This window comes from Desulforhopalus vacuolatus (genome assembly GCF_016918505.1).
GTDB lineage: Bacteria > Desulfobacterota > Desulfobulbia > Desulfobulbales > Desulfocapsaceae > Desulforhopalus > Desulforhopalus vacuolatus.
The window spans coordinates 39,561-61,924 of record NZ_JAFFPZ010000019.1; the positions used below are offsets into that span (position 1 = coordinate 39,561).

Here is a 22,364-nt window from a genome sequence, read left to right on the forward strand (position 1 = left end):
CGTTCTTCGCGGTAAAAATCGCCTTACCGCGAGTCCTGGGTCGCAGCGGCCTTGTATGCCGAATCCGATTCAAGTTTCCCGGATATGATAGAATGTTCTTGGGATCTTTTGCAATACATGCATGCCAAACCCGCCAGAGAAAGACTCATCAGTAGTAATTTTCCGTGTTTTTCCGTGTGTTCCGTGGGCAGATAGCCGTTAATCCTTTTTTCCGTTGAACAACAAAAAACATTTTTCCCACGGAACACACGGAACACACGGAACACACGGAAATGTAAAAGCATTTCAATCCTTTTTTCCGTACTCTTCCGTGTGTTCCGTTGGCAAAAAATCTTTCCGCAGTCCAGTCTTTTGCCTTTCCCGTTTTTCCGCTTCAATTCAAAAAAAATCTTTTAAGCCTTCCTTCGCGTCCCTTCGCGTCCTTCGCGGTAAAAATCGCCTTACCGCGAGTCCTGGGTCGCAGCGGCCTTGTATGCCGAATCCGATTAAAGTTTCCCGGATATGATAGAAGGTTTAAACATCGTTGGGATCAACCCTATGCCGGGTTTGTGCCGGGAGACAAAGGGCCTGTTGGGAAATGTTCTTGTAAGATTACGCAGGATATTGCAGAATTGGCCTTGAATGAAGGAATTCCTCTTCCGGTGGATAAGGCCCGGGGGGAGACATTCCCCAAAAAAATTTATTGCGTGCATGCAGGGGTTATTTATGAGGCCGTACCGACGATGCCGGGGGTCTCGTATCATGGATACCCCTGGCGTGGTGATCTCAAGGGCAGGGCCTCGATTCCGCGCAGGATTATGCGAGAGCTGCGGGAACTGGCTGAGAAACAAGGATTTTTAGAGGAATTCAGGTCATGGGAAAAGAAATACGCACGATAATCGGTGGTCCTGAAGGATTACAGTTCGAGTTTGAACGTGCGGGCCATAAATTCCGGGAAGGCCTGGCCTGGGGTAAAGGCAGATTTCTGATTCAGGGGGAGCCGGTGTGGGTGACGGAAGATAATGCCGGCAATGAGCGGTCCGTGGAATGGAGTTGGCTGGATCTGCTGGAATTTCTGGCTGAAAACTGGCCGTGGCTGATGATTGAGGAGAACTATCCCATCCCCATCAATCCCGCAGATATGAATACTCTGAAATCGTCGGCAAAGCGACGCTGGGAAGGATTGAATGAGACCATTGTCGATGATGAGGACGAGGAGTTGGTCCGATTCCTTAATCGCCATGATCTGGCACTGGCACTGAAAGGAATCTATCTGCCTTCAATACTGCTGTTGCGACAGGGGCGTCTTTTTCAGGTGGGTGTTCCGGATTGGGATCAGGTCTTTTTTTTGCCTTTTGCCCGGGTGAAAAAGGTGTTGGAGGAGCTTGGAGCATGGATTGCCGGAGAGGTCGAAGGATGTGAAGATCCCCGGGCCGAAAGGGCTGTTTCCCTCTGGTTGCAACGAAAGGATCGGGTGCGGGAATGGGGACTCCGTCTTTGTACTGGTATGTGCACTGAGGAATTGGAAAAACTTCTGAACGGGCAGTCGGCCGAAGATTTTTTTGAAATGACGGGTGGTGATTCCGAGAACGGCAGTGAGCTTTCTCTTGCTGCCCGGATGGCCCCGGGCGGTCTGGGAGTTGAAGGAAAGAAACAGGTTATCGAGGCGGTTCGGGGACTTCCTCTCCGGAAAACTCCTGAACTGGACGAGTTGAGCCGGAAGGCGTTGATCATGGCGCTTGATGGCGGAAGCCGTTCTTTTGAACAAGGGTATGCTCTGGCGGGGTGGCTTCGCAGTCAGCTGGGATATGTCGGAGATGCTGTTCCCGATCCGGAAGGGATACTGACGTCGTGGGGTGTCTTGCTCAGAGACGTAACCCTGGCCCGGGCAACAGAAAAACTTGAGGCCATCGCAGCCTGGGGACCCCTGCACGGACCGGCGGTGCTCCTCAATGCAAATCCTGGCGGCCGTGGTGTACATGAACACCGCAGACGCACTTCTCTTGCCCATGAAATCTGTCATCTGCTCGTGGACCGCAGTGGTGGGCTTCCTTTACTTGAGGTACTGGGAGGTCGAACTCCCGAAATAATGGAACAACGGGCCCGGGCCTTTGCCGCTGAATTTCTCCTTCCCCGCAGTGTAGCCGCCGATGCCGTGCGGTCCGGCAGCGATATGAAAGACGTGGTTTCCCGGCTCTCGGAAAAATATAATCTCAGTTGTGAACTCGTTGCCTGGCAAATCACCAATTCCGAAGCCTACTGCATGTTGACCGGCGAAGAAAAAGGGATTCTGGAGGCGGCGAGGACCGTTTCGATGTAGGCGATATCGCTTACTTTAAGGGAGCAGGCTCCACGGCTTTCCTTTCAGTGACTCAGAGAATAATTAATATTTTCCCCACGGAACAGGCCTGCCCTGGTCCAGGGAACAACAAAAAAATTACCCACGGAACACACGGAACACACGGAAATGTAAAAGCATTTCAATCCTTTTTTTCCGTGCTCTTCCGTGTGTTCCGTGGGCAAAAAAGTCCTTTCGCAGTTCAATCTTTTGCCTTACCCGCTTTAATCCCAAAAAATCTTTTTAGCCTTTCTTCGCGTTCCTTAGCGTTCTTCGCGGTAAAAAATGCCTTACCGTCTTTCGCTTTTCGCCCTTATTCGCATAATTAGAGCTTTTATTCGTTGGCAAAAAAGTCCTTTCGCAGTTCAATCCTTTGCCCTTCCTGCTTTAATCCAAAAAAATCTTTTTAGCCTTTCTTCGCGTCCCTTAGCGTTCTTCGCGGTAAAAATTGCCTTACCGTCTTTCGCCTTTCCCCTTCTCCCGTCTCCCTTTCTTACACCGTTCTCACGAAACGCCCAAACCCACCAGGAATAGACCCAGAACTCCAAAAAGCCCGTCCCTGTTTAAAATCAACAAACCAATACCCACCAGGTTTACGCGTAGCATTAACAAAAACAAAAGCCTCCATCTTATGAAAACAAGGGTGGAGATACAAACCCTTCATATTACGCTCCGGCTCCAAAAGTGACAAAGCCTCTTCCATTGAAGGCAGACGCCAATCAGAAAAACCAGCGAAAGCCTCTTTGTTCACCCTCTCAAGATTGAGACGCATGGTACGGATTGAGTGGATATCCTGCCCCTCCCGCTCCCACATCAAACCAGTACGCAGATCCACAGCAACCTCAGGACTCTCTCCGGCAACAAACAGGTTTTCAAAACGCCCTTCAGGGTTGAGTTCACGATCAAAGAAGTTTCCCTTACGGATCACTCCGGCGATATCTTCATCGTTGATAATCTGCGCCGCTGAAGGCAGCGTAACCACCTCGCCCTGCAACTGGACAGAGGACGCATCCGGCAGAGGCGGTCCCATCTCCTCAATGTCCACCGTCTCAACTATCGGCTTGACCAGATCGCTCACGCCCTCTTCACTGAGAACGTTCTTGATCAACCAATCCTTCACTGCTTGATTAATAGTGAAGCTCTTCTCAAAGATCGCAACCTTCCCTTCACCGTCTACACAGTCCTGCAGGAGCTTTTGCGGTGCCTCAATTTCAGCGATAATACACGCGTGTTTCACCGCCCTTTCCATCAGACAGAGCTTCGGTTCATCACCCCAGCCGTCAATGAAAAAGTAGTAGACACACTCATTATTATCACGAACCCGCTCCCGGCCACCCCAGGACTCGTAGGTGCCGAATGAAAAGGAAGGATTCATTTCCCAGTCGATGGGGGAAATAACGCGGTTACCAACTGTAATTGTATCAAATTCTGCCATGGATACTCCTTTTTTTAGATTTTCCCTCTGATTTAAGGTATAATACCCTGCTCTGTCAGGCATCTGTACGACTGTTATCTGTACGACTGTTCTCCTGCACATGAGACAACATGATAATCGTTCCTATAACATTGACATGAATCAAAACTTTGCCACAAAAAAGGCCTTGGCTATGGGGTGTTTCTTTTGTTGATAGTGGCAGAGGACTCAACTTGATTGTTCAGTTACAGCGCCATGCTGCAGACAGGGGAAACGAAAGAGCATAAAGAGAACACTTGGGAAAGGAGCCGGAATTTGATTTAAAAACCTTTCCCTCTAATCTTTCTCATCTGTTCAATTGGCTTAAAGGAATCAGACCCTGCGGGTTCAAGAAGAGGACAACATGATCAAAACTCTATCGATAAAAGGCTTCAAGACCCTCCGGGATTTTTCCATTGACCTCGGTACTGTCAACGTGTTTATCGGTGCCAACGGAAGCGGAAAGAGCAATATTCTGGAAGCTCTCGGAGTGTTATCCGCTACTGCAGAATTTTGACCTTCTGATCCTGGCCATCGACGCTGATGTCGCGTCCAAGACCTACTCATCGGCAAATATCCAAGATTTTTTATTCGATGATTTACCCTGCGAGCAGCCGTGTCCTCCAGCTTTGGACACCACGGAAAAATTGAAAGAAGTGATTAAAGGCTGGCTGTCACCTGTTCAGATCGACTCCAGAACCGTACTGTGTATTCCTTCGAAATCCATTGAGTCCTGGGTCGCAGTGGCCTTATATGCCGAATCCGATTCTATAGTGCATAGCAGCTGAGTTGAGCCAGCATATACTGTTAACTTACCAATATATCGACAATTATAAATTCAAAAGAGTATCGCTTCACCAGCTAGGGACTATAGTTTCCCGGACATGATAGAATATTCTTGGGATGTTTTGCATTACATGCATGCCAAACCCGCCAAGGAAAAAATTATTGGCAAAAAAAAAGGATGATTGAGAAAGAGAAAAAACAAGTACAAGCTGGCTCAGCGGAGTATTGTTGAGAGATGGGGTACCGTTGAAAAATTCTGTTCCCAGGCGGTCACGTTCAGGACTTCTCTGGAAGGATGTGTGGAACATCTTTCTTGATGATAAGCATACTTGCATAATTACTTACCATTTGCGTAAACTGAAAACTATTCGAAATTATCCCCAAGCCAGAATAACTACTTGGGCCCAGCCCCAGATCTGGTAGTTCCAACATTCGCTATTTCTAATGGTGGTATTGTAGGAAAAATTGGTGATAGGTTTTTCCTCTATTGGATGCAATATGTTTTGTTAGGTATCGGAATAGCTCAAGGTTATTTAAAGAAACTTGATTTAAAATTTTTGTTGTTGTCGATATGTCTATTCGTAGCCTATTCTTTTGAAGTTATTGATACAAGCAGATCGCCGTATCTTGATGTTAAGGTGATAATTGGTTCGATATTTATTTTTTGGACCATAGCAAGTAATGAAAATATTATTGTGAATTTTTTAATGTCGAAAAAAAAACATTTGTTGTTTTTCTAATGAATGTCTTTTTTGTTAAGTTTCTAAAGAGTAATGATTTAATTAAATTTGATAATTTTACAGAAACTGTAGTTGTGATTTTGTTGAGTGTTCTTGTTGGAGTGGTCGTAGAAAATTCTAAATTGAGAGTGATTGTGAAAGGATGACTTTTGCCGAATGATATTTTATAGGAAATTTTGATGAAGAAACTTTCTTTAGTAGTTCCTTCTTTGATGAAAGGTGGCGGTGTACCATCTGTTGCTCGTTTTGTAAGAGACACTGCTCTTAACTCAGGGAAATATGATCTCAATATAATTTCTCTTTGCATGTCCAGCAGGGAAGATACTAGTCTTCAAATAACTAATCCGCGAACGTGGATACGAGGGGCTGCCAAGAAAACTGGTGAATGGGAAGGATTACCCTATACTCATGTTGGTGCAAATTTGGGTGAGTTAGAATTTCAGCGCTATAGGAAGCGTAATGTGCTAACGGATGCTCTTCGAGGAAGTGATATTATTCAAGTTGTTTGTGGTTCACCCGCATGGGCTAATGCTGTAGTCGGATTGGATATACCAGTTGCATTGCAAGTTGCGACCCGCGCAAAAGTAGAGCGTCGAATGCGGGATGCCAATCCAAAAAGTGTCATTCATTGGTTCAGAAAATTAATGACTGAAATTACTGATAGATTAGATGCTCAGGCACTTTGTTCCGTGGATGCAATCCAAGTAGAAAATCAATGGATGTTTGAATATGCAAAGAAGTTGAATGAATATCGACAAATCGATTTACGTTATGCACCTCCAGGCGTGGATGGAGATATATTTCATCCCTTGAAAACGCGTGACCTTGCTAAATGTTCTTATATCTTATGCGTAGGAAGACTTAGCGATCCAAGAAAGAATGTCACGTTGTTGTTGCATGCATACGCACGACTTTCTCACAAACTTCGCGATCATGTTCATCTTGTACTTGCTGGTTCTTCGGCTCCGGATGTTTCCTTTTGGAAAAAAGTTGAAACTATGGGGTTTCGTGATCATATTAAGTTTGTTGAAAAACCTTCTCTTGATGAATTGGTAAGCCTGTATCAGAATGCGAGTGTGTTTGTTTTGCCTTCAGATGAAGAAGGCCTTGGGGTCGTGATTCTTGAGGCCATGGCTTGTGCTGTTCCTGTAGTCTCAACAAAAAGTGGCGGACCGGATGGAATTATTCTTGATGGTGAGAATGGATATCTTGTTCCACTGAATACCCCTGAAAAGATGGCGGACCGGATCAGCTTTTTGCTTGAAAATTATTCCTTGAATATTGAGATGGGCTGGAAGGCACGCAAATCAATCGAAAAACGATACGATAAGCGAATTGCTGGTGATGTGTTTGTAGAAATGTGGGATCGTCTGGTTTTTTAGGTGTTTTTTTATGAGTTATCGCTGAACAAAGTAAATGCAGGGAATGGTGATATGGGATTTTATCTGGATCAGACCCCGCAACTGTAAATCCCTGTCCTTAGCAGGGTTAGACCCGAATGGCACTTACTTAAAGAATTAGTTTTGAGATAATAGTTGATTACGATATCCCCAATTCGACGGAAAATGTTCGGGGAGTAGCCCGGCGCCGGGAAACGCGTATTAAAATCAGAGGCCTTCAGGCGAATGCATCTAGGGATGATTCTAACCTGTTGATTTTTCATCGATTCGGCTTAATTAAGCACCATTCGGGTTAGACCCCGCAGCCGTTACAGGTACAAATAAATTACATGTCGACTAAACGAAAAATCATTATTTTTGCATTCCTTCAGTATGCCCAGCTCGCACTGACAATGATTTACGGTGTTTTCCTTTTACCCGTATATATTAAGTATCTAAATGTTGATATGTATGGCGCATGGTTGGCATCCGGCAATATTGTGAGCTGGTTACAAGTTATTGTTCCAGATTGTGGGCAAGTGCTTATGCAACGCCTGGGGGATGCGTATGCACGCAAGGATATTTCTCGTTTCTCTGGGATAGCGGTAACAGGAAATCTAGTAACATTGACTCTCGGACTGGTTGTCATCCTGCTGGGCCTGGGTGTGTCTATGCACTTGGATGTTTTATTAAACCTGTCCGATTCAGTTGATGTTCAAGCGCTTGGGACGGCTTTTGTCATGACAGCCGCAGGGACGGGGTTGGTGATTTATACGCAGGCCTATAGCTCTGCCAATCTGGCTTTGCAGGCGACAGGATATTATGGGATGATTAACCTTGCAGCATCTCTTGTTCGGATTATCGTCGTATTATATGGCATTTTTGTTGCAAAACAGGGGGTGGTTGCCCTGGGAATGGGAAATTTTATCTACGGGATATGTTTATTATTGGGACACTCGGGAATATATTTCAAAGTTTGTTTTTATGAAAAAATTCCAGTTCTTTCAAAGCCTTCAGCGCTGCAGGAAATATCTACTCTTTTTTCATTTTCTGCATTTGCCCGTATAGGTGAAACGTTTGCTCGCAATATTGATTACTTTTTAGTTGCACGATTTTTAGGCCCAGAGTTTACGACTTCGCTTAAACTCATTAAAGCTGTACCAGAAGCGATTTTACCATTTATCCGCACAACAACTTACTCAATTATACCGTCTTTGATTCAACAAATAGCAAACGGCAGAATCAAGGAAAACAAATCTCTTCTAATGAATTTCACTGGAAAGTTGATCATGTTTTGCGTTTTTGTTCTAGGTGGAATTACGGCTTTGAATGAAGCATTTGTAGGGCTATGGATTCCTGGTTCTACGTACTTGTCTGGTTATATCCCTTTATTTATTATAGCGGGACTTGTTCTGGCCGCTATTTCTGATGTTTTTCGAAAATACGTGATGGCTATCGGCTGCATTAAAGATGTTACTCTTATTATTGGGGTATCTTCATTTCTGCAGGCGTTGTGCTTGTTTTTTATGACCAAACAATATGGGCTCATTGGGATCGCAACTGTTCCTTTATGTGTTTATACAATCACTCTTGCTCTCTTCATCCTCCGATTTAAAAGAGAACTGCAGTTGGAATGGTTTGATTTTAAAAAAGTTGCGGCAGATATGATTCTTGGTTCTTTTTTAGCACTACTCGCAGGTGTATCTATATTTAATATGCAAACGGACTCCTGGGGGGAATTTTTGTTATCAGGAATGACCTATATTAGCGTATTTTTATTATTGGGACTTGTTCTATCAAGGAATTTGCGGTGTATATTAATCCAATTATGGCGCAAACCAACTTCGGTATGTAATAAAATATGAATGAGTGATAGTTATGTCTTTATCCATTGAGAACGAAGCTAATATAATTACGAGCTATGAAGCTCGAATTGCATCAAGAAGCAATGTACATTTTTTTATTGGGCTGTACCCCAGAATAAAGAATCATATTAAATATATGATCATCAGGGCTATAGCAAGACTTCGAGGCGCGACTATCGGAAAATGTACAGTGCTGCCTTATGCCTTGGCGAAAAAAGCCAATGCGAACTTAATCGTTGGAGAACATTGTTGTATATCTTCATCGAATTTGGATCTTAGAGCCCCGCTGGTTATCGGAAACTATGTAGCTATCAGCAAAAATGTACAAATTATTAATGCATCGCATAATGTGCATAGCCCACATTTTGAGACGATATTAAACTCATTGGAGATACAAGACTACTGCTGGTTGGCAGGCTGTAAAGTTATCCCTGGAGTATCTGTCATCAAGCGAGGCGCTGTTTGTGGAATGGGGGCGGTCATTGTCAGAAATGTTTCCCAATTGGCAATTATGGGCGGGAATCCTGCATCGCAGATCGGGCAACGAAAAATGGTTCACAGTTCTTATTTTCCAGAAGCATTACTAGGCGGAGATCTTGTCGTCTATGTTAAATGTTGGCGAAAGAGCAGGCAAAAATTATGAAAGAAAAAAGCTTACGAGGCCGTTGGGGTAACAGACCCTGTATTGGTTGCGGTGTATGTGCGGGTGTTTGCCCTAAAGGTTGTTTGAAAATGGTTCCCTCTATTGAGGGGGGCTATGTGGTTGAGGAAGGTGAGGGCTGTATCAACTGTGGTCTCTGTGTCAAGGTTTGCCCATTTGATGTTGATGGAACGCATTCATGCCCGCCTTCTGCTGATAAAAAACCGATTGTTCAGTTGGCGGGGAATTATACAGAATCGCTTATTGGATGGGTAGCTGATACTAATGACCGCATGAAATCTGCTTCAGGGGGCCTTTTGACATGGGTTTTGAAACGGTTACTCTCAGAGGGAACAATTCAAGGTGTTGTCTGTGCTGTCCAAACCGCGGGTTCAGGCCACCCCTTCTTTGAGATTCAGATTTGTCGTACTCTAGAGGAAATTGATCAATCTTCTGGTTCTGTATATTACCCAACTCATTACAGCGATGTCCTTCGTGAAGTAATTGGAAGTAATGAGCGCTTTGCGTTTGTCGGGGTTCCTTGCGTCTGTACCGCATTGCGGCGTGCCTTAGAGCATGTTCCTGCTTTGCGCAAAAACAGACACCTTATTTTAGGACTGACCTGTGGCGGGATGAGAAGTCGTTATTATACCGATTTTATAGCTGCAGAATGTGGCTTGTCTGCCTCAGAGGTTCATAGTGTTGTTTATCGGTCTTCTGATTCCAATAAACCAGCATATGTGTATCAAGAACAACTGATTGATGTCCAAGGGAATGAGTATAAACATCGTCATTTAACGGGAAAAAGTAAAATCGCTACTCGGTTCGGGAGTACTTTTCGCCTTGCTCCCTGTTTTTCTGCTTGCATGAGAAGCTTTCCGGTGCAGGCAGATGCTGCTTTTATGGATGCATGGCTGGAACCTTACAAAACAGATTGCTATGGTACCAATATGGTTTTGGGTTACACCGAATCCGATGAGATAAAAAGCCTGCTCACGAAGGGGCAATCAGAAGGAACTATTAATCTTCTTCCGGCAACCTCAAATGATATTTTGCAAGCTCACTCGGGACATTTAAAAGAGCGATTGTTGAATGTGCCTCGGCGTATGAAGCTGTATGGCCGAAATGCAAAAATGCTATATTTGGCAGAAGAAGAGTCCAGCTGTCTTGACAGATACCTTGCCAGAGCTGCAGACAAGTTCATTGCTTCTGGAAACAGAATTTGGCGGGTGAGTAATCATTTGCATCTATTTGCTTTGCGTATGTATTTGGAAAATTTGCCGTATTTTGTGCTGAAGGTGATAAGAAAGGTCGTAGGAACAAGGAGAAAATAATGAAGGTCGGGTTGTTAACTTTTTTTCAAGATGATTGTGCGGGACAATATTACCAGGCTCTTGCCACATTCAATACGCTACGAGAGGCCTTCCCTGAAGGACACGTCGAAATTGTGAACCTCCATCACAGTCGCCGTTGGCGTCCATGGGTCGGTGGTGGTTTGAGACGATTTGCATTGAGCATCGTTAAGCATTTTAAGTATCACCAGGCCAGAGCTAAGAATTTCGTGATTTCGTCTCCTGAATTAATTCCGGAGACGGAGGGAGTGGTTAATCACTATCTAGCCGCTCACGGATATGATTTATTAGTAGTCGGAAGTGACGTTTGTCTCAAGATCCAGAAGGATAAGGAGGGACGTTTGCCGAATTACTGGCTTTCTTCAGATATTGGAATCCCTCATCTTATGTTGTCTTCATCCAGTGAGTTCACTACCTGTAAAAGCATATCTGAGGCTCAAAGGATTGCAGCAAAAAAATCTTTTCAGCAATACTCATTTGCCGGTGTTCGGGACACAATGACTGTTAACTTCCTGAGTGAATTGGCTCCGGACTGTGTACAAAAGATATGTTTAATGCCTGATCCTACGATGTCTCTTTCTGTTGATCGGGACGCTGAAGTAGCCAAGTTGAAAAACCTGAAAAAAAAGGTCGGCAAGGAATTTTGCATGGTTAATTTGGTTGATACGCCACTTTGTCGAGAACTAGTCCATTTATTGTCTAAAGACTGCTATGTGGTAGAGGTTGGCCCTCGAGTACAGGGGAGTTCTACTTGTTTTGTTCCTGGGCCAGATGAATGGAATGATATGTTTAACCACTTCGATCTTGTGGTTACGACAAGCTTTCATGAAAGCATTTTTTCATTGAAACACCAAACCCCAGTTGTGGCAATTGATTGTAACTCTAGTCGTTTCGTATCTGTTAGTGGTAATTCTAAAACAAAATATCTTATGCATTCTTTAGGGTTGGAGAGGTGTCATATAAACCCTGACATTCAGAAAATGACTGCACAACAAGTATATGATCAAATTATACAGGTTCGTGATCAGTTTGATTGGTCTGAACTTGGTTCCAGGTTTGAAAAGATGGGGACACAATATAGAGCTACTGTCAGTGCAGCAATCGAACGCGTAAAAGCGGAGACAATTAATGAAGATAGCAATTGTTAGCCCTGGTCGATTCCACGTTTTGGATTTGGCTCGGGAGTTGGATGCGCTGGGCCATGATGTAACATTTTATTCGTATGTTCCCAAAGATCGTGCTGAAAAATTTGGACTGCCGAGAAGATGTTGCAATTCGACTCTCCTGTATTTATTGGCTCCGTTGCTTTTTATAGCAAGAAAGGGGTGGAACAAACCACTGAGAGATTGGGGTAATCGGCAGCTAACAAAAGCAATCGATTTCTGGATGCGATTTTTGTTAAAGAATTGTGATGTTTTTATCAGTATGTCAGGCATTTGTATCCGATCAGCTTTGTTTGCGCGGAAGAGGTATGGAGCAAAAATAATATATGAACGGGGCAGTCGTCATATTTTATCTCAGAAGCGGATTCTAGATGCGTTGACCTCACACTCCAACACAAAAGTGCCGCAGTTTAATGTATATAGGGAGCTACAAACCTATGAATTAGCAGATTATATTGCAATTCCCTCCGTCCATGTAGAAGGGAGTTTTGATGAGTTTGCACCGGAATTGAAACACAAACTATTTCGTAATCCCTATGGAACAAGTCTGGACATGTTTACTCCGGTTCATTCCGAAAAGGAATATGACGTAATCACTGCATGTGCATGGGGCTTACAGAAGGGATGTGACACCCTCTCGGCAACCTGTCGCAAATATGGGTTTAGCTTAGCTCATGTTGGTGGAATTGATGACTTGGACTTTCCAGATGAAAATTGGGCCAAAGATTTTGGGTTTATAGATCAGACCATGCTTAAAAATTATTATGCTCAGGCTAAAGTATTTGTCTTGGCATCAATCCAGGAGGGGTTATCTTTGGTTCAATCACAGGCTCTTTCATGTGGGTTGCCGCTTGTCTGTTCTGATCGCACTGGAGGAGCGGATTTAAAGCGTCTCCTGGGTAATGCGGAATATATTTATGTGGTTCCTCATGGCGATGTTGACGCCCTGGGAGGTGCCATACAAAAAGCGCTGGCCTATGCAGAAGCACATCAGGGGATAGATCTGCTCGGGGGAAAACGGGATGTGTTGAGCTGGGCAGCTTATGGAAAACGCTATAGCGATTTCCTTCGTAGCATTATGCAATAAGGTTAAGTGCGCTTTGAAAAAACTGAACATATTATATATTGGTTGGCTTTCTGCCGGTTCTACCAGTCTCCAGCGAATGAATGCCTTTAAGCGTTTGGGACATGACGTTATAGGTGTCAGTTGTGATCCGTTTATTCCAAGACCATTTTTTATTAATTGCATATTGCATCGAATTTTTCGTCTGGGATTAGCTGTTAAGCGCATCAATTTAGGACAGTTAAACAGGAAGATCATTTCTGTAGCAAAAGAGAAAACTTTTGATATTTTATGGATTGATAAAGGGTTGTCGGTTGATAGATTTACATTGATTTCAATAAAAGCCTCTGCCCCAAAAATTAAAATTTGTGGTTATTCTCCTGATGTAATGTCAGAGCGAGATAATCAGTCGAAACGTTTTTTAGAACATCTTGACTTATATGATCATTTTTTCACGACGAAAAGCTTTGATGTTGAAAATCTCAAGACTTTGGGGATGAAGTCTGTTTCCTTTGTGGAAAATAGTTTTGATGTGTCGGTTCACCGGCCAATCTCAAGTGATAATCCTGCATTTAAGAATAAGGTCGGCTTTATAGGTAGTTACGAAGATTTCAGAGAAAAGAGTATGTTGTATTTGGCTGAAAATGGAGTTCCTCTCACCGTATTTGGTGGGAGCACTAAGGGATGGTCAGTTGCGTTTAGAAGTCACCCTAATGTTAGGTTTTATGACTATGGCCTATATGGGGATGAATATGCCGAAGCATTATCTAATTTTGCAATAAATCTCTGTTTCTTGAAGCATTGGAATGGAGATCAGGTTACTACACGCAGTATAGAAATCCCGGCTTGTAAAGGCTTTATGTTGACAGAAAGAACAGATGCGCATTTAGCTTTATTTGTCGAAGGTGAAGACTGTGATTTTTTTGAAGATAATGATGAATTGCTTAATAAAGTGCAAGCTTACTTGATAGATGAAACAAAACGTATAAAGCTTTCTAGAAATGCATATTACAAAGTTTTGAAGTATCATGAGTTATGTATTAGAATGCGACGTTGTCTTTTAACTATTTCAGAAATTTCAAACCAATCTTTTAGTGGCTAGTACACTGTAGAACTTAATCCTTCGTATTTTCAGCGAAGTCTGCTATATTACAATAAAAAAAGCAAACACAATATCCAAACTTTCAGAGATTGATGATATCCAGAAAAGATTGTCCCGGTAAGGTCATCGAATCGTTTGCTACATTCTTCACTCTGATAGCGTTGTCTAGAGTTCTCGTTTTTATCAAAACCTGTGCGTATCGATATTACTCGTTTCGAGGCACAAAATGGACAGAATCGACCTTCGGGCCAGCGCAATTCACGTACAGTATCGTAAAGTGAATCATCGATCAAATCTTTTATATTTGTTTGCATCTGGAAATTTTTTCTTACCGATCAAGTTCTTGAAACACAACAAGAGCCATAATTTTATATCATGAAAAAAACAATATCGCGTGGATTAATTTTGATATGTTTCTGTTTCCTGTGGCATAGCATTGTACTCGGACTTTTGCCGGAAGGTTCTGGATTGCGCAGGATGTGTGTCCATGCTCCTGTTGGTGTAATTTTCTCTTTATCAATCTTAAAATTTTTGAAAACCCGTTTCATAGATGAGGTCTCTAAGAAAATTATTTTTATCCTTATGATTTTGGAGTTTTTTACATGTTTTTATCGGTCAGATATGTATCGAATTTTGGATTACTTAAGTTTTTATGGAGGAATGCTTGGCTTTTTATTTCTAGCAAAAAAAGCGCCGATATCTGTTCGTGATATTTTTAATGGAATTTTTTTCTTTGGGTTACCGATCTCTCTAATTGGCAGTATTTTAATTCCAAGATATGGTTTGCGGATTCCTTATTTGACTGAATATTCATATTTTTTAATCGGATCAGCTCACTATACAGGATTGTTATTTTCAATATTTTCTCTTGTTTCATTTATTTTATATCTTGCTTCAAAAAAGAAAAAATATGTGTTGGCTTTAATTTTTGGCAGTGTTGTTGTCGTTTTTTCATTAGGAAGAACTGAATTGTTCGCATTGTTTATCTCATGCGCTGCATATTTTTTCCTATTCAGGTATCAAAAAATTTTCCTAAATATGAAATGTATTGTTTTGAGTATTACTTTGTTCTCTATAATTTCGATTTTTTTTATCCCTCATATTTTATCTAATTATAAAGTTGATGGTTTTTTGGGAAACAGATTAAAAATATCACTCGAAGATCATGATGTGACCTCAGGTCGTTCATGGCTATGGAACTATCACCTGTACCTTTTCAAAAAAAATTTTTGGAGCGGATCATCAGAAGCCGAGCTATCATTTCTAGTCGGAGATTACATAGACGGAGAAAAGGCAAAGGCAGGGAGTGAATCTTTTTTTACCTATGTATTGGCGAGGGATGGAATTTTTAGTTTTGTAACCTTATTTTTTTTAATTTGGTTAGTATGGTTACCAATTAGAGAAAATAATATTATTGCATTCGTAATAATATTAATGGGATTGATTTTGACTTCAGGTCTTTCAACTCTAGGTTGTACTTATGATATTTTTGGTTTTTTGATATATTGGGCATATTTTTCAGTGCTATTCAATCCTCAGCAGTTCCCGGAGCGAAATGACCTAATATGCTCAAATCATTACTAAATACTCATCATTCGCGTAAAATTATTTCAATTAATTCCTTTTTCTGGTTAACTGCCGAGATGACTACTATACCAAAAGTTTTAACCGAAAGAATTGATGATTTTGTCCTGCTGATGGTCAAATAAGACCTAAAACGCAACATGAGCCAAAACATATTTCAAATTTATTTTTTCTACATGTAAAATCTTAACCGGACACTACTGAAAAAAAGTCCATATATAGGTTGATATTATGGACTTTTTCAAATAAACTCCCTGTTAGACCATAAAAAATGGAGCATGATCATGACAGATTGGAAAAAGCGTTTATACGATGGCTATATCTCGACAGGTCAGGCTAGTAACCCGAAACAAAACAATGACGGCAACCCCTATTATGAACGGCTTATAGCAGCTCATCTTCCAAAAGATACTAATGTATCGATCTTGGATTTGGCGTGTGGACATGGGGATTTAATAAATTCTCTCAAGAAAAACGGATACAAAAACGTTTTAGGTGTTGATATATCAGCTGAGCAAGTTGCTGCTGCGCATAAGCTGGATATCTGTGAAGTTGTACACGAAGACTTAAATGTATTTTTGGAAAGATCGAAAGAAAAAACGTATGACGTTGTGTTTCTAATGGATATTATCGAGCATTTTGAAAAACAAGAAATTTTAGATTTGTTTGACAAAGTAAACCAAATCCTAACTGACAAGGGGACTATAGTAATACATGTGCCAAACGGAGCTGGAATTTTTGGAATGAGAGTTCGTTATGGGGATTTCACACATCAAAATGCTTTCACATCAAAGTCAATGCAACAGATTCTACATGCGTGTCACTTTGTTAACGTAACTTCATTCGAAGACAAGCCACCCATACACGGCCTGAAGAGTTTCGGGAGACGTATACTTTGGCCGGTTCTTACATTCCCCCTGCGGCTATTGCTGACCGCTGAGAGTGGTACTACTACACACATCCTTTCTCAGAATATTTTGGTAACTGCGAAGAAAGCAGCTGGATTCAAGTAATAAGTGCAACACGTTTGCCAGTGATGACTTCCAGCGGGGTTAGCCCTTTTAAGACCTTTCTCGGTGTCAAATTCAACAACAGGACTCCGTTGTCTATTTCTTCTTGAGAAAGTGTTGCTATATCAAATTTTTTTGGCCAGAGTCTTCTGAGTCTGCCATTGGTATTTTCATTTGTTCCTCTCTGCCAGCTTGCGTATGGTTTTGCAAAAAAGACATCGATGGAATGGCGTTTATTGATTTTGGCGTGAGCCGTAAATTCGCTGCCATTGTCCAGAGTAAATGTTTCCTTACGACCCATAATTGTGTCGAAAAGGCCATTTATAACTGAGGCAACCTCATCCTTGTACTTCGTCTGTGTTCGGCCACAAAGCGTGAAACGACTGGTACGCTCCATAAGGATAACAAGGGACGTATTCTGCCCATAAACAGTATCTCCTTTCCAGTCTCCAATCCGCTTCCTCTCATTCACGATCTGAGGACGTTCTGCGATGTCTACGCGGTCAGGGATAAGAGAAACCCCGGCTCGTTTACGTTTCCCCCCTTTCCACCGACCTTTCCACCGACGTTTGCCATATCGTGGGAGATACGTGTGGAGTTTTCCCCCCTTTTGCCGATCTTTATAAATCCAGTCATAAATCGTTGTATGGCAAACATGTTCTTCCAGAGGTAATTCAACAGAAAATCGAGAGCTTATAGACTCTGGGGACCACCTAAGTCGGAGCCACTTTCGTACAATCTGCAATACTTCAGGGTTTTGTTTTGTGGCCTTCTCAGCAGATTTTCGTCTGGTCATCGCGATGACATGAGCAACACAGGGATCATAGCTCCCTTCAAAGGAATTGCGATTAATTTCACGTGAAATCGTACTCTTAGAACGATTCAATGTATCAGTAATATCAGTATGAGATCTTCCTATTTGAAGAAATGCACTAATCTGGTATCTTTCTAAAAGAGTGATCTGTTGGTAGTAAGGACTTGTACCTGTGCATGGTAACCTCCGGTTAAGTTGTCGTGACGTAACCATACCGGCAGCTCACTCTTTTTTATAGAACGCTGTTGCACTTATTGTACTAATCAAGCTTCCATCCTAAAAAAATTGTTCAAAGATATACGAATATCTACAGAGAATTAGTGGTAAAATAGTTGGGAAAAAGGAATATTTCGATGAAATCCTATGCTATTGCATCGCTGTGAACGCTTATTTTAATTTTTCCCGAGAAAAATAACAATATGAAAATATTATGTTTTATTGGCAGCTATCTCCCCGGCTACAAGGCAGGAGGACCCCTCCGTACTATTGTTAATATGGTGGAAAAGCTTGGTGACGAATTGGAATTTAAGCTTGTCACCTTGGATCGTGATTTAGGTGATACAAAGCCTTATTCTGGGTTCAAGGTTGATAGCTGGAATAAAGTCGGCAAAGCCGACGTTTTTTATATGTCACCTGCAATGATATCTTTCAGTGGGATTAAGAAGATTTTAAATTCTACTGAATACGATGTTATGTATCTTAATAGCTTTTTTGCACCATATTTTGCTATCAAGCCACTATTGTTACGGCGATTTTGTTTGATTCCTGACAAGCCATTGGTCCTCGCTCCCCGTGGGGAATTTTCAGTGGGTGCTCTTGGACTTAAAAAAGTAAAGAAACAAATCTATTTTCAGGTTGCAAAGGTGCTCAGCCTTTATCGTGACGTTGTCTGGCAAGCGTCAAGCGAGCATGAGGATGCGGATATTCGTCGCTTGGCGGGTGAAGGCGCAGAGGTTGTTATCGCTCCCAATTTAGCTCCGCTGATTTCTGCTACAGATGAATTGCCAGCAAAAGATAAAAAAGAGAGTGGGTGCTTAAGGCTTGTATTCTTATCTCGGATTTGTCCCAAAAAGAATTTAGACGGTGCATTTAAGATGCTTAAAGGCGTCAAAGGAGACGTTCAATTCGATATATATGGTCCTCTGGAAGATAAAGATTATTGGGTAGAGTGCCAAAAAAGTATCAGCAGGTTATCAACAAATATAAAAGTCCGTTTTTGCGATCAAGTAGTGCACCAGGAAGTTTCTGGCGTTATGCGGTCGCATGATCTTTTTTTCTTTCCTACCTTGGGAGAAAACTTTGGTCATGTAATATTGGAAGCACTTTGTGCTGGATCTCCTGTCCTCCTGAGCGATCAGACTCCCTGGCGTAGATTGGAGGAAAAAGGTGTGGGTTGGGACGTACCTTTGGATGAACCCGACACGTTCCGGGATATATTACAACAATGTATAGATATGGATCATGCCGAATATTTGCAATGGTCTGAAAGAGCACGGGAATACGGTCTTCAGGTATCCCGCGATGAGAAGACGGTTGAGAGCAATCGTCAGCTATTTTTGAATGCAATAAAAAAAGGGTAGAAAATAATGTTTACAAATAAAACACTTCTCATCACCGGCGGTACCGGCTCCTTCGGCAACGCCGCTTTGGAAAGATTTATTGATACCGAAATCGCCGAAATCCGCATTTTCAGCCGGGATGAAAAGAAACAAGACGACATGCGGAAGATCTACAACAACCCCAAACTCAAATTTTATATTGGTGATGTCCGTGACCGCCAGAGCCTCGACAATGTCATGACCGGAGTTGATTATATCTTTCATGCTGCGGCCTTGAAGCAGGTGCCCAGCTGTGAATTTTTCCCTGTGGAAGCGGTGAAGACTAATGTTCTGGGTGCTGAAAATGTCCTTGCTTCCGCTGTCCAGCATGGCGTTAAAAAGGCGGTTATCTTAAGTACGGACAAGGCTGTTTATCCCTTAAACGCCATGGGTATGAGTAAGGCTATGATGGAAAAGGTTATGGTAGCCCGGTCCCGGAATATCTCTGAGGGAGGTACTGTCATGTGCGGTACCCGGTACGGGAATGTCATGGCTTCACGCGGTTCCGTAATCCCTTTGTTTGTACAGCAGATCCACGATGGTAAGCCGCTTACAATTACCGATCCAAACATGACCCGCTTCATGATGACGCTTGAAAATGCCGTTGAACTGGTCGTATTTGCCTTTGAACACGCCAATCAGGGAGATATTTTCATTCAGAAAGCCCCTGCCTGTACCATTGAAACCCTGGCGAAAGCACTGCTTGAACTGTATCATGCAAACAATGAAATCAAAATCATTGGCACCCGGCACGGGGAAAAAGTATATGAATCTCTGGTAGCCAGGGAAGACATGGTCAAGGCTGAAGATATGGGTGAGTACTACCGGATTCCCGCAGATACCAGGGATCTCAACTATGATCTGTATTTTACCAACGGGAATGAAACCATCCATGAAGCCGAGGAATACACTTCCCATAATACAGAACGACTGAATGTTGAAGGGACGAAGGAATTGTTGTTGAAGTTGGATTTTATTCGGGACGATCTTGGGATGGAAGAACGGTGACTTGTAATTTGTGATTGGTAACTGGTTACTGGTGACTGGTGATTTGTGACTGGTGGCTGGTGTGCTTCTCGCACGTTAGAGACGATTTTAAGTTTTATTGTGGGTGGTTATCTTGTCTGCCGGGAAGAATTTTTCTGTCTGCGAACGGGCGTTTAATGCCTTTGAACTGTTGCTTAACTCCAAAATCTCAAGTTTATAGCAGGAACACAAATTTTCCTCGAGGGTAGATAGCATATATGTGCTCAAACAACCAGTTGTTACCAATCACCAGTCACCAGTCACCAGTAACTAGTAGTCACCAGTCACCAGTCACCAGTCACCAATCACCAGTAACTAGTAGTCACCAGTCACCAGTCACCAAAATCGGCATTACCGGACAAAACGGATTTATAGGCCTGCATCTGTTTAACTGTTTAGGCGTGGAAAAAGATATTGAACGTATTCCTTTCAAGCGGGCGTATTTTGATAATTCGGACAAACTGCGGGAATTCGTCCGCTCCTGCGACGTGATCGTGCATTTTGCCGCCCTGAATCGGCATGAGGATATGCAGGTTCTCTATGACGTGAATGTGGGATTGGTGCAGAAGGTTGTTGAGGCCATGGAGGCTGAAGGGGTTAAACCACATGTGATTTTTGCTTCTTCTTCTCAGGAAGAACGGGATAATCTCTACGGAGCGTCCAAGCGGGAAGGAAGAAGGATTTTTGAAGCGTGGGCGGTCAGGTCCGGCGGGAAGTGTACCGGGATCATTATCCCCAATGTATTTGGTCCCTTTGGCCGTTCTAACTATAATTCTGTGATTGCCACCTTCTGCCACAAGCTGACCCATGGTGAGATGCCCGAGATTCATGTGGATGGCAGTCTGAAACTGATCTATGTCACCGACCTGTGTAAGGATATTATTCGTATTCTCCGGGGTGAGATCAAAGAAAGCCCGTATTATGCTCCCCACTGCGCCGAGAAAAAAGTCTCCGAAATCCTGGCTCTTCTGAACTCCTACAAGCAAACCTATTTCGACAAACAGATCGTCCCGGAAATCCAGGACCATTTTGAGCAATCCCTGTTCAACACCTTCTTCTGCTCCATCGACCACGCTACTTTTTTCCCCGGCAAGCTCACTCCCCACGCCGACAACCGCGGCCATTTCGTAGAAGTCCTCAAGCTGGACAACACCGGCGGTCAAGTCTCCTTTTCCACCACCGCCCCCGGGATCACGCGTGGGGATCATTACCACACCAGAAAATTTGAGCGGTTTGCCGTTATCAAAGGCAAGGCCAGGATTCAGCTGCGAAGAATCGGAACTGATGATGTTCTTGATTTTGTCATCGATGCGGGGGAGTGTCCCGGATTTGTTGATATGCCTGTCTGGTATACGCATAATATTACTAATATCGGTGATGAAGATGCGTATACGATTTTTTGGATTAATGAATTTTATGATCCGGAGGATGGGGATACGTTTTTTGAGAAAGTGGAGGAGAGGCAGTGATTGGTGAGAAACAGTGACTGGTGATTGGTGATTAGTAATTGGTAACTACAAGTCACTACTCACCATTCGCGTAAACTGAAAAACTATCCGGAATTACTCTCCAGGCCGGAATAGATTTCTGGTCCCAGACCAAGGAGTTCCAACATCCTTACTTGTAACGGTGAAAGTGGTGTGACATGGTGAAAGATTTGCCCGGCTAACTCGATGATCGTCAGAGTGATTTGGGAATAGGCCTTCAGGATTCTTTCCGCTGTTGGAGAATCCGTTTCCTTCTTGGGATTTTCTGCGTGGAGGCCTGTGAGTTTTTCGCTATTTTGCTGTAAACCTCGACGAACGACAAACTCAATCAGCGTTAAGGCTCGCAAGGCTATACTCAGAAGATTTGTCAGACCTTCAACCTGGTCATTTCTTTTGACAAAGACAGGATCTAAGGAGAGCGGAGCTCCCTTGAGACGATGAAATCCTCTTTCGATTGTCCACTCGTCGCGGTATGTGAGCACTGCGTTTTCAAAGCTCAACTGGTCAGGAGATTCGTTTGTGACGTACGCTTTCCAACCCAATGTTTTCTCTAATTCAGTGATTGCATCCTCCCGTCTTTCCACGGATGTAATCTGGTATCGGACCTGTGTGACTTGTTTCTTTTTGCGGTTCTCACTGCCGCGACCTGTCCTATATATTGAACGAGTACTTTTTCTTCACGCTCAAAATGATAGCGAAGCAATCCTTGGACTTTATATTGTGTCAATATGGTTTCAGCTTTTTCTTCAAGCGTTTTTGCATCCCGAATCTGACGTTTTCCGCGAGCAGGAGCGGGAGTCAATGCCTCCAACTTTTCGGTGGCCGTGGCGAGTCGTTTTTTTAGATTTTTCGACAGTGTTTCCCGGTATTTGGAGGAGCAAATAAGAAGAACGCGCTCTTCCCATTCGACTCTCTTTTCATCTTGGTCTATTGAACAGGTTCGAGTGAATTCATAGCCTTGGCCAAGAGATATTTGCTCTCCGTT

19 protein-coding genes and 2 pseudogenes are annotated in these 22,364 nt (G+C 42.9%); 16 read left to right on the plus strand and 5 right to left on the minus strand.

Annotated elements, in window-relative coordinates; translation table 11 throughout:
• Positions 1 to 320 precede the first annotated feature (320 nt).
• Together JWG39_RS11650 and JWG39_RS11655 are read left to right on the plus strand one after the other, a co-directional pair.
• Positions 321 to 878: a hypothetical protein gene (locus JWG39_RS11650; protein ID WP_240192110.1), complete on the plus strand. Its 558-nt coding sequence runs from the start codon at positions 321 to 323 to the stop codon at positions 876 to 878.
• The gene (locus tag JWG39_RS11655; RefSeq protein WP_205219582.1) at positions 854 to 2,299 is read left to right on the plus strand and encodes an ImmA/IrrE family metallo-endopeptidase; all 1,446 of its coding nucleotides are present in this window, start codon (positions 854 to 856) and stop codon (positions 2,297 to 2,299) included. The genes JWG39_RS11650 and JWG39_RS11655 overlap by 25 nt, the downstream gene beginning before the upstream one ends.
• A 511-nt stretch (positions 2,300 to 2,810) precedes the next feature.
• On the opposite strand, the gene JWG39_RS11660 is transcribed toward JWG39_RS11655, so the two are convergent.
• Complete coding sequence (locus tag JWG39_RS11660) at positions 2,811 to 3,752, minus strand: Lcl C-terminal domain-containing protein (RefSeq protein WP_205219583.1); 942 nt, start codon at positions 3,750 to 3,752, stop codon at positions 2,811 to 2,813.
• Between the two features lie 382 nt (positions 3,753 to 4,134).
• On the opposite strand from JWG39_RS11660, the pseudogene JWG39_RS11665 reads away from it, so the two are divergent.
• The 9 genes and pseudogenes from JWG39_RS11665 to JWG39_RS11705 form a co-directional block, all read left to right on the plus strand.
• Positions 4,135 to 4,278 (plus strand): annotated as a pseudogene (locus tag JWG39_RS11665) (AAA family ATPase); the annotation flags it as partial.
• 676 nt (positions 4,279 to 4,954) lie between these two features.
• Positions 4,955 to 5,296 carry a hypothetical protein gene (locus JWG39_RS11670; RefSeq protein ID WP_205219585.1) on the plus strand — a complete coding sequence of 114 codons (342 nt, stop codon included), beginning with the start codon at positions 4,955 to 4,957 and terminating at the stop codon, positions 5,294 to 5,296.
• A 179-nt stretch (positions 5,297 to 5,475) separates the two neighbouring features.
• Positions 5,476 to 6,678, plus strand: a complete 1,203-nt coding sequence (locus tag JWG39_RS11675; protein ID WP_205219586.1) for a glycosyltransferase family 4 protein — start codon at positions 5,476 to 5,478, stop codon at positions 6,676 to 6,678.
• Positions 6,679 to 7,025: 347 nt separating this feature from the next.
• Positions 7,026 to 8,540, plus strand: coding sequence for a lipopolysaccharide biosynthesis protein (locus tag JWG39_RS11680; protein ID WP_205219587.1), 1,515 nt, complete (start codon positions 7,026 to 7,028; stop codon positions 8,538 to 8,540).
• Between the two features lie 13 nt (positions 8,541 to 8,553).
• Positions 8,554 to 9,183 carry an acyltransferase gene (locus JWG39_RS11685; RefSeq protein ID WP_205219588.1) on the plus strand — a complete coding sequence of 210 codons (630 nt, stop codon included), beginning with the start codon at positions 8,554 to 8,556 and terminating at the stop codon, positions 9,181 to 9,183.
• Positions 9,180 to 10,514: a coenzyme F420 hydrogenase/dehydrogenase beta subunit N-terminal domain-containing protein gene (locus JWG39_RS11690; RefSeq protein WP_205219589.1), complete on the plus strand. Its 1,335-nt coding sequence runs from the start codon at positions 9,180 to 9,182 to the stop codon at positions 10,512 to 10,514. The genes JWG39_RS11685 and JWG39_RS11690 overlap by 4 nt, the downstream gene beginning before the upstream one ends.
• Positions 10,514 to 11,680 (plus strand): polysaccharide pyruvyl transferase family protein, encoded by a 1,167-nt coding sequence (locus JWG39_RS11695; RefSeq protein WP_205219590.1) that lies wholly within the window; start codon positions 10,514 to 10,516, stop codon positions 11,678 to 11,680. The genes JWG39_RS11690 and JWG39_RS11695 overlap by 1 nt, the downstream gene beginning before the upstream one ends.
• Positions 11,661 to 12,782 carry a glycosyltransferase family 4 protein gene (locus JWG39_RS11700; RefSeq protein ID WP_205219591.1) on the plus strand — a complete coding sequence of 374 codons (1,122 nt, stop codon included), beginning with the start codon at positions 11,661 to 11,663 and terminating at the stop codon, positions 12,780 to 12,782. The genes JWG39_RS11695 and JWG39_RS11700 overlap by 20 nt, the downstream gene beginning before the upstream one ends.
• 13 nt (positions 12,783 to 12,795) lie before the next feature.
• A complete protein-coding gene (locus JWG39_RS11705) occupies positions 12,796 to 13,860 on the plus strand; it encodes a CgeB family protein (protein WP_205219592.1) in 1,065 nt (354 codons plus the stop codon).
• 47 nt (positions 13,861 to 13,907) lie between these two features.
• Here JWG39_RS11705 and JWG39_RS17105 read toward each other — a convergent pair whose 3' ends face one another.
• Positions 13,908 to 14,174: a transposase gene (locus tag JWG39_RS17105; protein ID WP_205219593.1), complete on the minus strand. Its 267-nt coding sequence runs from the start codon at positions 14,172 to 14,174 to the stop codon at positions 13,908 to 13,910.
• A gap of 61 nt (positions 14,175 to 14,235) precedes the next feature.
• Here JWG39_RS17105 and JWG39_RS11715 point away from each other — a divergent pair, with 61 nt between their 5' ends.
• Positions 14,236 to 15,444, plus strand: a complete 1,209-nt coding sequence (locus tag JWG39_RS11715; RefSeq protein WP_205219594.1) for an O-antigen ligase family protein — start codon at positions 14,236 to 14,238, stop codon at positions 15,442 to 15,444.
• Positions 15,445 to 15,728: 284 nt separating this feature from the next.
• Positions 15,729 to 16,457, plus strand: a complete 729-nt coding sequence (locus tag JWG39_RS11720; protein ID WP_205219595.1) for a class I SAM-dependent methyltransferase — start codon at positions 15,729 to 15,731, stop codon at positions 16,455 to 16,457.
• On the opposite strand, the gene JWG39_RS11725 is transcribed toward JWG39_RS11720, so the two are convergent.
• Positions 16,450 to 17,481, minus strand: coding sequence for an IS30 family transposase (locus tag JWG39_RS11725; protein ID WP_205219596.1), 1,032 nt, complete (start codon positions 17,479 to 17,481; stop codon positions 16,450 to 16,452). The two genes, JWG39_RS11720 and JWG39_RS11725, sit on opposite strands and share 8 nt — an antisense overlap.
• A gap of 206 nt (positions 17,482 to 17,687) precedes the next feature.
• Between JWG39_RS11725 and JWG39_RS11730 the strand changes: the two genes are divergently transcribed.
• The 3 genes from JWG39_RS11730 (at position 17,688) to JWG39_RS11740 (ending at position 21,361) form a co-directional block, all read left to right on the plus strand.
• Positions 17,688 to 18,848: a glycosyltransferase gene (locus tag JWG39_RS11730; RefSeq protein WP_205219597.1), complete on the plus strand. Its 1,161-nt coding sequence runs from the start codon at positions 17,688 to 17,690 to the stop codon at positions 18,846 to 18,848.
• A gap of 6 nt (positions 18,849 to 18,854) precedes the next feature.
• Positions 18,855 to 19,874, plus strand: coding sequence for a polysaccharide biosynthesis protein (locus tag JWG39_RS11735; protein WP_205219598.1), 1,020 nt, complete (start codon positions 18,855 to 18,857; stop codon positions 19,872 to 19,874).
• A 236-nt stretch (positions 19,875 to 20,110) separates the two neighbouring features.
• A complete protein-coding gene (locus tag JWG39_RS11740; protein ID WP_205219599.1) occupies positions 20,111 to 21,361 on the plus strand; it encodes a polysaccharide biosynthesis C-terminal domain-containing protein in 1,251 nt (416 codons plus the stop codon).
• An 83-nt stretch (positions 21,362 to 21,444) separates the two neighbouring features.
• Here the strand turns inward: JWG39_RS11740 and JWG39_RS11745 are convergent, their stop codons facing one another.
• Together JWG39_RS11745 and JWG39_RS11750 are read right to left on the minus strand one after the other, a co-directional pair.
• The gene (locus JWG39_RS11745; RefSeq protein ID WP_439099715.1) at positions 21,445 to 21,963 is read right to left on the minus strand and encodes an IS1634 family transposase; all 519 of its coding nucleotides are present in this window, start codon (positions 21,961 to 21,963) and stop codon (positions 21,445 to 21,447) included.
• Positions 21,930 to 22,364: pseudogene (locus JWG39_RS11750) on the minus strand (hypothetical protein); the annotation flags it as partial. The gene JWG39_RS11745 and the pseudogene JWG39_RS11750, both read right to left, overlap by 34 nt.

What these genes read in the sequence shown, in the direction of transcription:
- JWG39_RS11720 (WP_205219595.1), top strand. Translation starts at nt 15,729, where the DNA reads ATGACAGATTGGAAAAAGCGTTTATACGATGGCTATATCTCGACAGGT.
- JWG39_RS11680 (WP_205219587.1), top strand. Translation starts at nt 7,026, where the DNA reads ATGTCGACTAAACGAAAAATCATTATTTTTGCATTCCTTCAGTATGCC.
- JWG39_RS11660 (WP_205219583.1), bottom strand. Translation starts at nt 3,752, where the DNA reads ATGGCAGAATTTGATACAATTACAGTTGGTAACCGCGTTATTTCCCCC.
- JWG39_RS11715 (WP_205219594.1), top strand. Translation starts at nt 14,236, where the DNA reads ATGAAAAAAACAATATCGCGTGGATTAATTTTGATATGTTTCTGTTTC.
- JWG39_RS17105 (WP_205219593.1), bottom strand. Translation starts at nt 14,174, where the DNA reads ATGCAAACAAATATAAAAGATTTGATCGATGATTCACTTTACGATACT.
- JWG39_RS11700 (WP_205219591.1), top strand. Translation starts at nt 11,661, where the DNA reads ATGAAGATAGCAATTGTTAGCCCTGGTCGATTCCACGTTTTGGATTTG.
- JWG39_RS11725 (WP_205219596.1), bottom strand. Translation starts at nt 17,481, where the DNA reads ATGGTTACGTCACGACAACTTAACCGGAGGTTACCATGCACAGGTACA.
- JWG39_RS11730 (WP_205219597.1), top strand. Translation starts at nt 17,688, where the DNA reads ATGAAAATATTATGTTTTATTGGCAGCTATCTCCCCGGCTACAAGGCA.
- JWG39_RS11735 (WP_205219598.1), top strand. Translation starts at nt 18,855, where the DNA reads ATGTTTACAAATAAAACACTTCTCATCACCGGCGGTACCGGCTCCTTC.
- JWG39_RS11685 (WP_205219588.1), top strand. Translation starts at nt 8,554, where the DNA reads ATGTCTTTATCCATTGAGAACGAAGCTAATATAATTACGAGCTATGAA.
- JWG39_RS11740 (WP_205219599.1), top strand. Translation starts at nt 20,111, where the DNA reads ATGTGCTCAAACAACCAGTTGTTACCAATCACCAGTCACCAGTCACCA.
- JWG39_RS11695 (WP_205219590.1), top strand. Translation starts at nt 10,514, where the DNA reads ATGAAGGTCGGGTTGTTAACTTTTTTTCAAGATGATTGTGCGGGACAA.
- JWG39_RS11675 (WP_205219586.1), top strand. Translation starts at nt 5,476, where the DNA reads ATGAAGAAACTTTCTTTAGTAGTTCCTTCTTTGATGAAAGGTGGCGGT.
- JWG39_RS11690 (WP_205219589.1), top strand. Translation starts at nt 9,180, where the DNA reads ATGAAAGAAAAAAGCTTACGAGGCCGTTGGGGTAACAGACCCTGTATT.
- JWG39_RS11655 (WP_205219582.1), top strand. Translation starts at nt 854, where the DNA reads ATGGGAAAAGAAATACGCACGATAATCGGTGGTCCTGAAGGATTACAG.